Raw genomic sequence first — 13,546 nt, 5'->3', positions numbered from 1 at the left:
TAGCAATGGTCAAAACCTTGTTGTTAATTACTCCTCTAATATTGAATGTCTTCCGTATTCTTTTAACCGTTCAATATTTTTATCTTCTCTACTCAAGTAATTATCCACTATTTCTTCTACAACGTTTGGAGAAGTTTTTGTATATCTCAACATATCGACAACCGTTTTCTTCAAATTGGTAACCATTAGTGGATTTGAATCCAAACTTTCCACCACATCAATATATTCATCAGTCAATTCTTTTTTTGAAATATAATGAGACTTAATATTTTGTTTACTAGCATTGGTTAAATGATACCCTTTTGGAAATGATATATGGTAAACCAATGAATAATTTGTGCTTAACCAATGCAGCATAATCGCTGTTTCATGAGAAAAAACACTTTTAGAGTACTTTAATTAGAGCATATAAATATCATCAAAATAAAAATTATCTAAGAAATAAATGCCGCGACAATACTTTTGAATATCATTTCGGGCGACTGCTTTTCTAAGCGTCGAATCAGCAACACCATATTCTTTTGTCATTTGCGTTGTCAAAATCCCATGATATTCCTCGAACAGTTCGATTAATTGCGACTGAATCACGGCTATCACCTCAATATTATCATACCAAAATTCACATTCTATACAACAATCAACGTATTATTTCTTCACTCATTTCGGTTGGTTCATCACTGATATAGGATCCTGATTCCGTTTCAGGTACAACAACTGAATGCAGATTAATAATATCTTTCCAAGCCACATCTTCATTTAATAAACATTGTGTCAACGGCGCTTACATCGTCATAAAATCCACCATAAACTTTGATATCATCAATTTCGTAAATAATCGCATCACCACACTCGCCAAACCTGTACCATTATCAATTAATTCTTTAAGGATTTCAATAAACTACTTACAGAAGCTAAAAGTGTTGAAACAGCTGAGCTGATACTTGTAATGAATTTTGGAAAATTAAATAAATCGTGTAAGAGTTAAAATTCAGAAAATAAAAAAAGAGAGAAAGACTGTCATATCAATCTTTCTCGACACTATTATTTACGTTGTCCCCAGTACTGAAACAGGTCTGTTCGCAACGACCCGTTGTATAATTTTCTCTTTTTTGTCGCTTTTTGACCGTAAAAATCTTCAAAAGCTAAATCACTAGTTAAAATATACTTACTCCAACTTGTTAGCGGTTTGAATACCTCTCCCATTTCTTGATAAAGTTTACGCGCGCTGTCTTCTTCACCTAAACGCTCACCATAAGGTGGATTGGCAACAATAACGCCGTCCTCTTTTTCGGTACTAAAATCTTTTAGGGCTTGTTGCTTAAATGTGATTGAATCTCCTAATCCTAATTCATCAGCATTGGCCCGGGCAATATCAATCATTTCACCATTAATGTCAAAACCTGTAATATCTAATTCAACATCATAATCAGCTGCTTGCTCTGCTTCATTACGCGCTTGTTCAAATATTACATCCGGCACCCACTCCCACTGCTCACAAGCAAAATCTCGATTAAAACCTGGTGCAAGTTGATGTCCGATCAATGCTGCTTCAATACATAAAGTCCCCGAACCACATACAGGATCAACGAAAGGTTTATCTTTATACCAATTTGTCAACTTAACTAAAGCTGCAGCCATGTTCTCTTTTAAGGGTGCTCCACCCTTTTCTAGACGATAACCACGCTTAAATAAACTCGGACCCGTTGTATCTAACAATATCATCACATGATCCTTACGTAAAGTCACTTCTAAGCTATACAATGCACCTGTTTCAACTAAAGGAACGTTTTGTGGACGATGATAATAAGTTCTCATTCGTTCTACGATTGCCTTTTTAGTGATCGCCTGACAATCAGGCGTGCTATACAATTTAGATTTAATTGACTTACCAGCTACTGGAAAAGCAGCATCTAAAGGTAAGTATTCTTCCCATGGCAAAGCTTTAACTTTTTCAAATAGTTCATCAAAACTATAAGCGTCAAATTCTCCCACAACAATTTTTACCCTGTCAGCTGTTCGTAACCATAAATTCGTTTCCGCTATGGTTTTTACGGTTCCTTGAAAACGTGCACGCCCATTTTCAACTTGACAATCAATTCCTAAGTTTCGCAATTCTTTTCCTGTTAGAGCTTCCAATCCGCTTGCTGCAGTTGCTATCAGATTAAGGCGTTGGTTATCTTCCATAATTTCCTCCGAAATAATTTTCATTTTTTAATAAAAAAACCTCCCGTACTGGAAGGATTTTTTCCCTGTTTATTGTGATTTTCTATAAGCCATGTTTTGTCCAGTCATCTTACAGGGCAAGATAACTTGGATAATCATCTGTCTACAATGAAACATTGTCTTTTTGCTAGCGTTGAATTCCGCCGCAAAAAGCGCCCCGACCTTTGTTTGGGTTGCTCACTCGAGGGGTTTACCGCGTTCCACCAATAAGATTTCTCTTATTGCTTCGTCACTGTGGCACTTTCAAGGATACTCAAGCATAGTGTATAAAATACACCTTAGCTTTTTTTCCTGCCGTTATCTTAAATAAATGAAATACCTCAGCTTATTTTTTCGCTGAGCACGAACACTACAGACATCTCAGTCTGTGTGAGCATGGACTTTCCTCAGTTAGATTTACTCAAACCGCGATTATCCGAAAACCACAATTTTATATTTTAAAACTGACGCGTTTTTTCTAGATCATCGTCACCTGATGAACGGTTAGTATTTGATCGACTTTCAGTTGTCCGATTATCTCGTAAGCGAGTATCATTAGAGCGACTATAGTCGTCAGTCGATTGAGAAGTACGTATTTCCTCATTTTCTTCTTGATCTAATTTTTTACCAAAAACTTCTTTTTCCAAATTAGACAAACGTTTTAGGATATCGAAATTCGTTACTGTCTGACTTTTTGAAGTACTTTCTGATTGGTTCCGTGAATTTGTCGCTTGATTCTTACTTAATTGCGCAATTTTTGCATTCAAACGATCATTTTCTTCTTGTAGCGTTAAAATTTCTTTATTATAAGCTTCGTAATCTTTAATGACGCCATCTAAAAATTCATCAACCTCCACAGGATCGTAGCCGCGCATTTTTGTTTTAAACTCTTGCTGTAAAATATCTTTAGGAGTATATGTTATATTTGCCATTTTTCCACCTCATTGTTTGTTTGTACTACTTCTTATCTCAATTCTATTCTATCCAAAAAAAAAGAATAAATCAAACAGAATCATCGAAAACTGCATTTTGTAAATCATCCATTGTAATTAAATGGAGTAAAAAATTGTGCTTTTCAGCGTATTCTCTTGCGTCGTGTACAAAATAAGTACTTTTACCAGAAAATTCATCATCATATACAACAATAGCACCATCTACATGAGTAAGTAAAAAGTGTGTATGATTTTTTAATTGACTTGGATCTTTATAAGATAAATGGCTCACAGCATCTACATAATCAGCTTTTTCTACAATTTTTTGTAACATCGCTTGGTTTGCTTCATTCCAATTATCGCCAAATTCCAAGTAAGGATAAATGATTGAAAATTTCAATTCTGGGTACTCTTCTTTTAATTCATCAATCAGTTGAGCTGTCCAAATTTCGACACCTAAATTACCACCTATGATAACCCATTGTAATCCTTCTTCTAAATACTGTTCGAGCGTTGTTTTTATAACTTTCTTAATAACTTTTATTTTAGGATCTGTTTCTTGAAAAACGCCTAACTCAAAGCTTCTATAACCGGTAACGAACAATGTGTGAACAGCTTGCATAATATTACCTTTTCTTTCTTTTTATCTTTTTGGTATAATATGGTCTAGGAGTGTGAGAATCATGGTCTTTCATTATCCCAATGGCCATCCTAGCCACTATAATGAAGCGTCAAAACAAAAAATGCAAGGAAAAGATAAATCAATTAATTTTGCCAATCGTGGGATGCGTTTTGAAGACGCGATTAATCAAAGTAATGATTATTATCGTAATCACAATCTTGCTGTGATACATAAAAAACCAATACCACTACAAATAGTAAAAGTAGATTACCCCAAAAGAAGCGCTGCTGTTATTAGAGAAGCTTACTTTAAAGAGGCCTCTACCACCGATTATAATGGCGTATATAAAGGTTACTATCTTGATTTTGAAGCAAAAGAAACCAAAAATAAGACATCATTTCCGCTTAAAAACTTCCATGAGCATCAGATTGCTCATATGGAAAAATGTATGGAACAAGACGGTTTATGTTTTGTTTTATTATGGTTTTCGTCGTTAAAACGTTGCTTTTTCTTAGATAGTAAACAGCTTGTTTATTATTGGCGTAATAAAGAAAATCAAAAAAAATCAATGCCAATAACTGCTATTGAAAAGAATGCTATCGAAATCCAACCTAAAATAGCACCACGCATTCCTTATTTAGAAGCAGTTGATCAGTATTTGCAAGCAAAGGAGAAAAACTAACATGGCAAATCAATCAGATTCACGAGTCAGTCGACATAAGCAAGATAAACCCAAAAAGCGCGGTGTCGGCTCTATTTTACTTAAAATTATTATTTCTTTGTTTATCTTTGCTTGTATCGTTTTAGTTGCTGGAGCCGGTCTGTTTATGTTTTATGCAAAAGACGCACCTGAGCTGAGCGAAGACGAGCTAGATGCAACCGTCTCTTCCAAACTGTATGCTGCAAATGGAGAGATTTTCCAGGATATCGGTTCAGAAAAACGTGAAGAAATTTCCCCGACCGATGTTCCCCAACAATTAGAAGATGCGATTGTATCAATTGAAGATCGTCGTTTTTATAAACATATCGGGGTCGATCCAATAAGGATTGCAGGTTCCGCTTTTTCTAATGTCACTACAGGAGGAAAACAAGGAGGAAGTACTTTAACCCAACAGCTGATCAAACTTTCCTATTTTTCTACCAGCGAAAAAGATCAAACGCTAAAACGTAAAGCTCAAGAAGCTTGGTTAGCAGTTAAATTAGAACGGCAAAAATCTAAGCAAGAAATTTTAACTTATTATATCAATAAAGTGTACATGTCAAACGGCCTTTATGGTATGCAAACAGCAGCAGAGTCCTTTTATGGCAAGCCTTTGGAGGAACTATCGCTTGCGCAAACTGCGATGATTGCTGGCATGCCAAATGCGCCCAATTATTATGACCCTTATGAACATCAAGAAGAAGCAAAAGAGCGACGTGATACTGTTTTATATACAATGTTAGATAATGACAAAATCACGCAACAAGAATATGATGATGCCAGTAATACACCAATTGATGATGATCTGCAAGAACTAGAAGAAGACGATGATGACGGGAAGTATTATGACAATTATACAAAAGAAGTCATCAAAGAAGTTGAAGATAAAACCGGAAAAGATGTATATCGAGATGGACTTAATATTTATACAAATTTGGATGAGGATGCGCAAAAACATCTATACGATATTGTAAACTCTGATGAATATGTTGATTACCCTGATGAGAAAATGCAAGTAGCTTCTACACTGATTGAGCCAGATACTGGCCAGGTTAAAGCACAAATCGGTGGCAGAAATGTTAAAGAAGGAACGGTTTTAGGCAACAACTTAGCTGTTAATACCTCAAGAGATTTCGGTTCCACGGTAAAACCAATAGTTGACTATGGGCCAGCTTTTGAATTTAAAAAATATTCAACAGCTAAAACCATTGTTGATGAACCTTATTCTTATGAAGGTAGCGATACCCAAATCAATAATTGGGACAACTCTTTTATGGGGTCTATGACGTTGCGTAAAGCCCTTGTGCTTTCAAGAAATATCCCTGCAGCTAAACTTTTTGCAGACGTAGGCACCGATTCGATTCAAGGATTTTTGGAAAATGTGGGGATACAATACAAAAATTTAAATCAATCAAATGCTATATCAAGCAACGCTGATGAACAAGATGGTGCTAATTATGGTATATCTAGTCTGAAAATGGCGGCTGCTTATGGCGCCCTTGCTAACGGTGGAACATATTATGAACCACAATATGTTAATAAAATCGTTTATCAAGACGGTTCTGAAGAAACAGATGCTTTTGAGGTTGAAGGTCAGAAAGCTATGGAAGACACAACAGCTTACATGGTCACAGACATCTTAAAAGACGTGATTACAGATTCTGATGGTACAGGAACGAATGCCGCAATTTCCGGTTTATACCAAGCCGGTAAAACTGGGACTTCTAATTACACAGATGAGGAATTAGAAAAGCTTGAGGGTAATCCATCCTCTCCTTCACCAGATTCTAACTTTGTCGGTTATACTAGAAACTATTCGTTAGCGGTATGGACAGGTTATAATGATAAAATGACGCCTGTAACTAGCGAATCTTCCCATGTAGCCTCTGATGTTTATCGTGAATTAATGGAATATGTATCGTCTTCTGTCGAAAATAACGATTGGACAATGCCTGATGGTTTGGTTCGTATTGGAAAAGAACTTTACTTAAAAGGACAAGATGATACACCTTCAACTTCAAGAAGGACAAGACGAAGCGCACCATCATCTTCTTCCACTCCTTCTTCGCAAAGACCATCACAGACATCAGAAGCGCCTTCGACGGAGACAGAAGAAGAAAGTAATACAGAAACAGAACCAACTAGCGAATCAGAAGAAAGTTCTTCAACAACTGAAGAAGAGGAAGAAACAACGGAAACAGAAGAAGAATCATCTCAAGAAGAAGATAGTTCAGAACCAAGCAGCGAACCAGAAGAAGAACCTTCATCATCAGAAGAAAATCCACCTGAAGAGGAACCAGATACTAGTGAACCTGATGAAGGAAACAACGATGATGGAGGAAGTAGTGAAGAAAACGGAGGCGGAAACGAAGAAGAAAGTCCACCTGATACAGGTGATGATGGGAATCAAGAGGAGTCTTCGGAATAACAAAAACGGCAAGAGAGCAATAAAACTCTCTTGCCGTTTTTTTATTTTCACTTGATGAAAGTCATTCGTCTTCTAACCAATTATGTAAAGAAACATTTGGTAAGTCTTTTTCATTCCTACTACTTTCTTTTTTCATCATATTCCTTTTACGTTTTTTTTGTTCTTCTTCTACTTGTTGCTCAGTCGTAATGTTTTTCCGTTCCCAAGAGAGCAAAACGCGATCAATATAATTTAAACTATAAGCTTGATTTAAAACAGCTTCTTTTAAAGCTAAACGTATTAAATCTGGAGAATATTGATCCTCCTCGATCCATTGACCGATGCGTTGAAACTCAATTGGCGATAACGCTCGACCAAATTCTTTTTCAAACAATTGATACAAAGATCGGATCTTTTGCTCGTAGTCTTTTTCTCCTTCTTTTTTGCGTTTTTGGCTTTGCAGTAATTCCAGTTTTTCAAAAATAGCTGAAAAATCATAAAAATCATTTCTAATTCCTTGCCTATTTTTTTCCGATTCAATAGTGATCACTTGTTTTTCTACCAGTTGATTCAATAAATTATAAATTTCTTTTTGGTCACAGCCCATATTTTCCGCAATAGGAGCTAAATCAGGAAAATCATTACCCAATTCATGATATTTATATAGCTGAATCCATAAAATAAATTCATCATTGCTTAATCCCAATTGCCTGTAGTGTTCAATTAAAAGGTTGGAAAGTACAGTTTGTCCACCCTTTAAATAATCTTGTAATGAAATCATAAAAATGCTCCTTTATAAGTTACGAAAAAGCTGTTTCTTTCTTTTTAATAGAAACAGCTTTTTTATTATATTATTTTTCAATTCTTGTTTGGCATCTTGGACAAAGTCCATATACTTCCAAACGATGGCTATCGATATTATAGCCTGTTAATTTTCCAGCTGCCATTTCCACATCTTCTAAACCTGGATAGTAAAAATCAGTCATTTGTCCACAATTTCTACAAATTGCATGATAATGAAGTTCTGTAAAAAAGTCAAACCGACTAGAAGCGTCTCCATAATTCATTTCTCTTATTAAGCCAATTTTAGTAAATAACTTTAAGTTATTATAAACTGTTGCTACACTCATTCCAGGAAACTTATCTTCAATTGATTTATAGATCGTCTCAGCAGTGGGATGTTCATTTGAGTGAGCTAAAAACTCTAGAATAGCTTTGCGTTGCGGCGTGATCCGGATATGTTCTTCTTTTAACCGTCGTAATGCTTCATCAAAACTTCTCAATGCGACCCCCTCCATTTTCTACTAATTTTATAATACTATGACTTTCGCTTTTTTTCTAGCATTTTTGTTAAGTTCGTGCAAAAATGGCTGAGATAAAAATCCCTAGCAATGTTCATTCTTTGAATAACTAGAAGAAAAATTCTTCAATTCAGTTGAGTTTCCCGTAAAAACTGAATTTGTTAATTAATGAATCATTGCTAAGGCTCTATATCTCAGCACTTGAAAAAAATATTAAACATTTAATTGTTGCCCTACTGTAACCATTTGGTCTGTTAGTCCATTATTAGCCATTAACTCATCTAGAGAAATTCCTTGGTTTTGTGCAATATCCCATAAAGTATCGCCTTGCTGTACTGTGTAGGTGGAGCCTGTATTAGAAGATGTCTGCGTTTTTTCAGAAGTCGACTCACTTTCTGCACTAACTTCTGTCTCTTGAATCGACTCTGTAGTATTCCCAGCTTGTGCTGGTGTATCAAACTGCGTTAAATTATAAGCTTCAATTAAGGCATTAAGTTTTTGACCATAATCCGGATCAGTAGCATATCTTCCCGTAAGATAAGCCGTTGCATCTGTATAACTAGATGTTTGGCTTTTCCAAGTTCCTTCATAATTAGGAGCACCAGATGAGTAACTAGAAGCTTTCAAAACAGCTGCATGATCTTGTAAAGACTCTTCATAACTATTGTAAACTCTAAATGGTTCGTCCATAGTTTCCCACTCTCCATCAACATATTCTTTGGTGGACATCCAAGTCGAAGGCTCTTGACCATAAGCCTTCACACCAAATAGGTTATATGTAGGAGAAGAAGAAAGAGAAGAGTTACCATTCCCGCTTTCTAACAAAGCTTGTGCAATCATAACAGAAGCATATAAGTCATTACTGTCTGCAATTTGTTGTGCTGAAGTACTAATTTGATTAATTAAATAAGAAGCCTCATTTTCTGATGGTTGATACTCTTCTGCATAGCTTTCCTGTGGAAGTAAAGCTGCCGTAGTCGGAGCAATAACCAAGCCTGTACCTACTAATGATAATACTGTTTTCTTATTAAACTTTTTATCAAGCGTTCTCTTTTTTTGATGACGCTCACTACGCGTTCTGTAAACCATAACATCCTCCTTCGGAAAACTTTAAAAAAACTTTATTAAGAAAATTAAGAATTCTATAAAAATAATTGTAAAGTAAAAAAGAAAATAAAACAACATTTTTACTCCGTTTTATTCAAAAACTCTTTATATTGATCTTTCTATATACTGATATAAAGGCAAAAACTTTTAAAAAATTTTTTAAAAGTTTTTGAAAAAATAACAAAAAAGCACGGAAACTTTACTAAGATTCCGTGCTTCTTAGCGCTAGTCCATTGATTTAAAAATCGATACAATGTTTTCTGCAGTAAATCCGTATTCTTCTAATACTCTACCACCTGGGGCTGATGCTCCAAAGCGATCGATTGTCAGTAACTCGCCATCGTCTTTAACGTATTTATGCCAACCAAATGAAGCTCCTGCTTCGATACCTAAACGTTTTTTAATACCGCTTGGTAGAACAGATTCTTTATAGGCTTCACTTTGTTGTTCGAATAAATCAAAACTTGGAAGAGAAACCACTGAAACATCAATATCGTCACTTGCTAATTTTTCTTGGGCTTCTACTGCCAGATGAACTTCGGAACCACTCGCAATTAAAATACCATCCGGTTTGTTGCCTTTTTGTGGAGAAATGACATATCCACCCTTAGCTAGATTTTCTTCAGCATCTTCTGTTGTACCTGCTAGTGTGGGTAGATTTTGACGACTTAAAACAAGCATTGTTGGATGAGTTTTAGCCTGCATAGCCATCTTCCAAGCTGCTCGAGTTTCGTTTCCATCAGCAGGACGGATAACACTCATGTTTGGCATAGCACGTAAACTAGCTAAATGTTCAACCGGTTCGTGAGTAGGTCCATCTTCACCTACAGCAACAGAATCGTGAGTAAACACATAAGTTGTAGGTAAATGTTGAATAGCTGCTAAACGTAATGCAGGACGACAATAGTCACTAAAGACAAAGAATGTTCCACCATATATCTTGGTCCCACCATGTAATTGGATACCATTCATAATCGCAACCATTGCAAATTCCCGTACACCAAACCAGATATTACGTCCTTCATATTGGCCAGGCGCAAAATCTTGATCGTCAGTTGCCATTGTATTGTTTGAAGAAGACAAATCTGCCGATCCTCCCCAGAAAGAAGGCAATGCTTTAGAAATCGCTTGAATGACATCCTGGCTGGATTTACGACTAGCTTGTCCACTATCTGTATCATAATAAGGTAACTCTTTATCCCAATCTGTTGGTAGTTCACCAGCAAAAGCTTTTTTCAATTGTTCTGCTTCATCTGGATATTTCTTCTCGTAAGCCGCAAATAAGTCGTTCCATTCAGCCTCCGCCTTTTCACCACGATCTATCATCGTTTCCTTAAAACGAGCGGCTGCTTCTTCTGGCACTGTAAATTCAGGATAATCCCAGCCAAAGAAATGCTTAGCTGCGGTAACACCTTCCTCACCAAGAGCAGCACCATGAACAGCTGCTGTTCCTTCTTTTGGTGAACCTAAACCAATGACTGTTTTTACTTCGATTAAAGTGGGTTGATCTGTATTTTCTTTTGCTTGTTCTATTGCTTTAGCAATGGCTTCCATGTCTGTGCCATCTTCCACTAATAAATATTGCCAACCATATGCTTCATAACGTTTGCCTACATTTTCAGTAAACGCTTTAGAAGTTGGGCCATCTAAAGAAATCTCATTGGAATCATACAAAACAATCAATTTTCCCAATTGTAAGTGACCTGCTAAAGAAGACGCTTCTTGGGATACACCTTCCATTAAATCACCGTCACCTGCTAATGCATAAGTATAATGATCAATAATGGAGAAATCTTCTTTATTATATTGTGCAGCCAAGTGAGCTTCTGTCATTGCCATACCTACGGCCATAGCAAGACCTTGACCTAAAGGACCTGTTGTTGCTTCTACTCCATCGATGTCACCAACTTCTGGGTGGCCTGGTGTTTGACTACCGTACTGGCGAAAGTTTTTTAGATCATCTATTGAAATATTATAACCAGAACAGTGCAATAAACTATATAATAAAGCTGAACCATGTCCTGCCGATAAAACAAAACGATCCCGATCGATCCAGTTCCGTGAAGTTTTCGGATTCACTTTTAAATATTTTGTCCATAAAGCATAAGCCATTGGCGCAGCTCCTAAAGGTAAGCCGGGGTGACCTGAATTAGCTTTTTGGACAGCGTCAATACTCAATGTTCGCAGCGTATTTACGCCTATTTCATCAGTCTCATCAAACAATACGAACCCTCCTATTTAGGTTAAATTTACTTTTAATACTATTTCATTATAAAAGATCAATCGCTTTTTTTCAACTAAAATTGAAAAGGGATACACCGCTTATCAACGATCATGTAATCCCTTTTTCTTTTGTATTTTCTTTAATTTTTCTGGTGTAACATCTTTTCCGTCAGGATCCACAACTTTCATACCTTCAATATGTTTTCTCATACCTCCGCGAAAATCTTGCAGATATTCCTTTCTTAGTGTATCTTGTTCATTTTGTTCTTTATCTGTTAAACCTTCTGTCTTTTTTTTATTTGCTAATTCATTAATACGATTTATTTTTTCATCTGATATCATTTCTATAGCCCCTTTCCTAACCTTTATCATACACAAGGATAATAAAAAAAACAAACAACAACATCTAAATTAATGCGAACGTTTGTTTGAATTCTATAACAACATATGCTAAACTTTAATTAATAAGAAAGAGAGAAGGTGTTAACTTTGGCAAAACGAACAGAGAATCGACAGATTGAAGTCCTTAAATTTATCCATACATGTGTCAGCCAAAAAGGATACCCACCTACTGTTAGGGAAATTGGTGAAGGCGTTAGTTTATCTTCTACTTCAACTGTTCATGGGCATTTATCACGTTTAGAAAAAAAAGGAATGATTCAACGTGATCCTACAAAACCGCGCGCTATTGAGCTAACTTCTTTAGGATTAGAAGCAATCGGTGTGCAGCAAGAAAATATTCCAATGCTTGGTACTGTCACAGCTGGTGAACCTATTTTAGCTGTTGAAGAAGCTTCAGATTATTTTCCCATTCCGCCTAATTTAACAAGTCTTGATGGGCAATTATTTATGCTTACTATTCGTGGCGAAAGTATGACCAATGCAGGGATTCTAGATGGAGATCAGGTCATTGTTCGCAAACAAAATTTTGCCGAAAATGGAGACATTGTCATCGCAATGACTGAAGATGAAGAAGCAACCTGTAAAAGATTCTATAAAGAAAAGGATCATATTCGTTTACAACCTGAAAATGATTTTATGGAACCGATCATTTTGCCAATAGTTAAAATCTTAGGACAAGTTGTTGGTCTCTATCGCCATTTCTAACAAAATACCAGTAAGATCTTCAAAAAAAATGAAGATCTTTTCTTTTTTGCTTTACAAAGGGAACAAATATTCGTATAATAGAATTACAAACATTTGTTCGCATATAAGGAAGGAGTAATTTACTATGAAAGGAATACGTCGTTTTGGGTTGATGATCGTTATATTATTAATCGGTATCACAATCGGTCACTTTGGTCTTTTTATTTCAATTTTATTTGTCTGTCCTTTAATAACCCTATGGCTATTACTCTGGGATGATAAAAAGAGTAGTCAAATAGAATATAAACGTCAAATACATCGTTATCAAACAAAGTCATAAAAAAGAAGCTTAAAACCAACTTATATGGTTTTAGGCTTCTTTTTATAACGCTTTACTCTTTTAAAAACAAGGGATTAATAGTCTAATAAAGTAAGTATCTCGTAGTCTTCAATCTTATCTCTTCCATGTAAATCTAATAATTCAATCAAGAAAGCACAACCGATAACGACTCCCCCTAATTTTTCAACTAGATCTATCGTAGCCTTTACAGTGCCGCCAGTAGCTAGCAAGTCATCACAAACAAGTACTCTTTGTCCAGGTTTAATAGCATCCTCGTGTAGCGTCAAGGTATCCTGACCATATTCTTTATCGTAGGTTACTTCAATCGTTTTACGAGGTAATTTGCCTGGTTTACGCACAGGAGCAAAACCTACACCAACCTCATAAGCCACGGGACAGCCTACGATAAACCCACGTGCTTCAGGACCTACCACCATATCAATTTGTTTTTTATCGGCATAATCAACAATTTTATTAACCGCTTCACGGTAAGCTTTACCATCTGCCATAAGAGGTGAGATATCTCTAAAGGTAACGCCTTCTTCGGGATAATCAGGAATACTTGCAATATAATCTTCTAAATTCACTTATTTTTCCTCCTAATAAACGTGCGTATAATATTTTTA

General features: G+C 35.9%; 16 protein-coding genes and 1 other RNA gene. 4 read left to right on the top strand and 13 right to left on the bottom strand.

Annotated features, from left to right (window positions below; all coding sequences use genetic code 11):
* Nucleotides 1-27 precede the first annotated feature (27 nt).
* The 7 genes from C7K42_RS01930 to C7K42_RS01905 all read right to left on the bottom strand — a co-directional run bounded on the left by C7K42_RS01930 (nt 28) and on the right by C7K42_RS01905 (nt 3,756).
* Complete coding sequence (locus C7K42_RS01930) at nt 28-357, bottom strand: hypothetical protein (RefSeq protein ID WP_014124735.1); 330 nt, start codon at nt 355-357, stop codon at nt 28-30.
* 42 nt (nt 358-399) lie between these two features.
* Nucleotides 400-588: a type IV toxin-antitoxin system AbiEi family antitoxin domain-containing protein gene (locus C7K42_RS01925; RefSeq protein ID WP_041591815.1), complete on the bottom strand. Its 189-nt coding sequence runs from the start codon at nt 586-588 to the stop codon at nt 400-402.
* A gap of 49 nt (nt 589-637) precedes the next feature.
* Nucleotides 638-775 carry a hypothetical protein gene (locus tag C7K42_RS12830; protein WP_155224153.1) on the bottom strand — a complete coding sequence of 46 codons (138 nt, stop codon included), beginning with the start codon at nt 773-775 and terminating at the stop codon, nt 638-640.
* 266 nt (nt 776-1,041) lie between these two features.
* The gene (locus C7K42_RS01920) at nt 1,042-2,184 is read right to left on the bottom strand and encodes a THUMP domain-containing class I SAM-dependent RNA methyltransferase (RefSeq protein ID WP_014124733.1); all 1,143 of its coding nucleotides are present in this window, start codon (nt 2,182-2,184) and stop codon (nt 1,042-1,044) included.
* Between the two features lie 80 nt (nt 2,185-2,264).
* An RNA gene (gene rnpB / locus C7K42_RS01915) (RNase P RNA component class B) lies at nt 2,265-2,646 on the bottom strand.
* Between the two features lie 14 nt (nt 2,647-2,660).
* Nucleotides 2,661-3,134: a cell division regulator GpsB gene (gene gpsB / locus C7K42_RS01910; RefSeq protein ID WP_014124732.1), complete on the bottom strand. Its 474-nt coding sequence runs from the start codon at nt 3,132-3,134 to the stop codon at nt 2,661-2,663.
* Between the two features lie 70 nt (nt 3,135-3,204).
* Nucleotides 3,205-3,756 (bottom strand): SLOG family protein, encoded by a 552-nt coding sequence (locus C7K42_RS01905; RefSeq protein ID WP_014124731.1) that lies wholly within the window; start codon nt 3,754-3,756, stop codon nt 3,205-3,207.
* 61 nt (nt 3,757-3,817) lie between these two features.
* On the opposite strand from C7K42_RS01905, the gene recU reads away from it, so the two are divergent.
* Both recU and C7K42_RS01895 read left to right on the top strand, forming a co-directional pair.
* On the top strand, nt 3,818-4,438 hold the full coding sequence (gene recU / locus C7K42_RS01900; RefSeq protein WP_014124730.1) for a Holliday junction resolvase RecU: 621 nt from the start codon (nt 3,818-3,820) through the stop codon (nt 4,436-4,438).
* A 1-nt stretch (nt 4,439) separates the two neighbouring features.
* Nucleotides 4,440-6,884, top strand: coding sequence for a PBP1A family penicillin-binding protein (locus tag C7K42_RS01895; RefSeq protein ID WP_094243576.1), 2,445 nt, complete (start codon nt 4,440-4,442; stop codon nt 6,882-6,884).
* Between the two features lie 61 nt (nt 6,885-6,945).
* On the opposite strand, the gene C7K42_RS01890 is transcribed toward C7K42_RS01895, so the two are convergent.
* The 5 genes from C7K42_RS01890 to C7K42_RS01870 form a co-directional block, all read right to left on the bottom strand.
* The gene (locus C7K42_RS01890; RefSeq protein WP_014124728.1) at nt 6,946-7,644 is read right to left on the bottom strand and encodes a DnaD domain protein; all 699 of its coding nucleotides are present in this window, start codon (nt 7,642-7,644) and stop codon (nt 6,946-6,948) included.
* Between the two features lie 70 nt (nt 7,645-7,714).
* Nucleotides 7,715-8,161, bottom strand: a complete 447-nt coding sequence (locus C7K42_RS01885; RefSeq protein WP_014124727.1) for a Fur family transcriptional regulator — start codon at nt 8,159-8,161, stop codon at nt 7,715-7,717.
* A gap of 216 nt (nt 8,162-8,377) precedes the next feature.
* Nucleotides 8,378-9,253 carry a glucosaminidase domain-containing protein gene (locus tag C7K42_RS01880; protein WP_014124726.1) on the bottom strand — a complete coding sequence of 292 codons (876 nt, stop codon included), beginning with the start codon at nt 9,251-9,253 and terminating at the stop codon, nt 8,378-8,380.
* 243 nt (nt 9,254-9,496) lie between these two features.
* Nucleotides 9,497-11,494: a transketolase gene (gene tkt / locus C7K42_RS01875; RefSeq protein ID WP_069028917.1), complete on the bottom strand. Its 1,998-nt coding sequence runs from the start codon at nt 11,492-11,494 to the stop codon at nt 9,497-9,499.
* 102 nt (nt 11,495-11,596) lie between these two features.
* Nucleotides 11,597-11,836, bottom strand: coding sequence for a DUF896 family protein (locus tag C7K42_RS01870; protein WP_014124724.1), 240 nt, complete (start codon nt 11,834-11,836; stop codon nt 11,597-11,599).
* A 147-nt stretch (nt 11,837-11,983) separates the two neighbouring features.
* Between C7K42_RS01870 and lexA the strand changes: the two genes are divergently transcribed.
* Together lexA and C7K42_RS01860 are read left to right on the top strand one after the other, a co-directional pair.
* Complete coding sequence (gene lexA / locus C7K42_RS01865; RefSeq protein ID WP_061840978.1) at nt 11,984-12,601, top strand: transcriptional repressor LexA; 618 nt, start codon at nt 11,984-11,986, stop codon at nt 12,599-12,601.
* A gap of 124 nt (nt 12,602-12,725) precedes the next feature.
* Nucleotides 12,726-12,920 (top strand): hypothetical protein, encoded by a 195-nt coding sequence (locus C7K42_RS01860; protein WP_061840977.1) that lies wholly within the window; start codon nt 12,726-12,728, stop codon nt 12,918-12,920.
* A gap of 74 nt (nt 12,921-12,994) precedes the next feature.
* Here the strand turns inward: C7K42_RS01860 and C7K42_RS01855 are convergent, their stop codons facing one another.
* Entirely contained in the window at nt 12,995-13,507 is a 513-nt protein-coding gene (locus tag C7K42_RS01855) for an adenine phosphoribosyltransferase (protein ID WP_014124721.1), read from the bottom strand.
* Between the last annotated feature and the right edge of the window lie 39 nt (nt 13,508-13,546).

Origin of the sequence: Tetragenococcus halophilus subsp. halophilus DSM 20339, from assembly GCF_003841405.1 — a bacterium.
In the GTDB taxonomy this organism is placed as follows: domain Bacteria; phylum Bacillota; class Bacilli; order Lactobacillales; family Enterococcaceae; genus Tetragenococcus; species Tetragenococcus halophilus.
The sequence above is the reverse complement of the archived record's forward strand: the minus strand, read 5'-3'. Positions and strand labels throughout refer to the sequence as shown.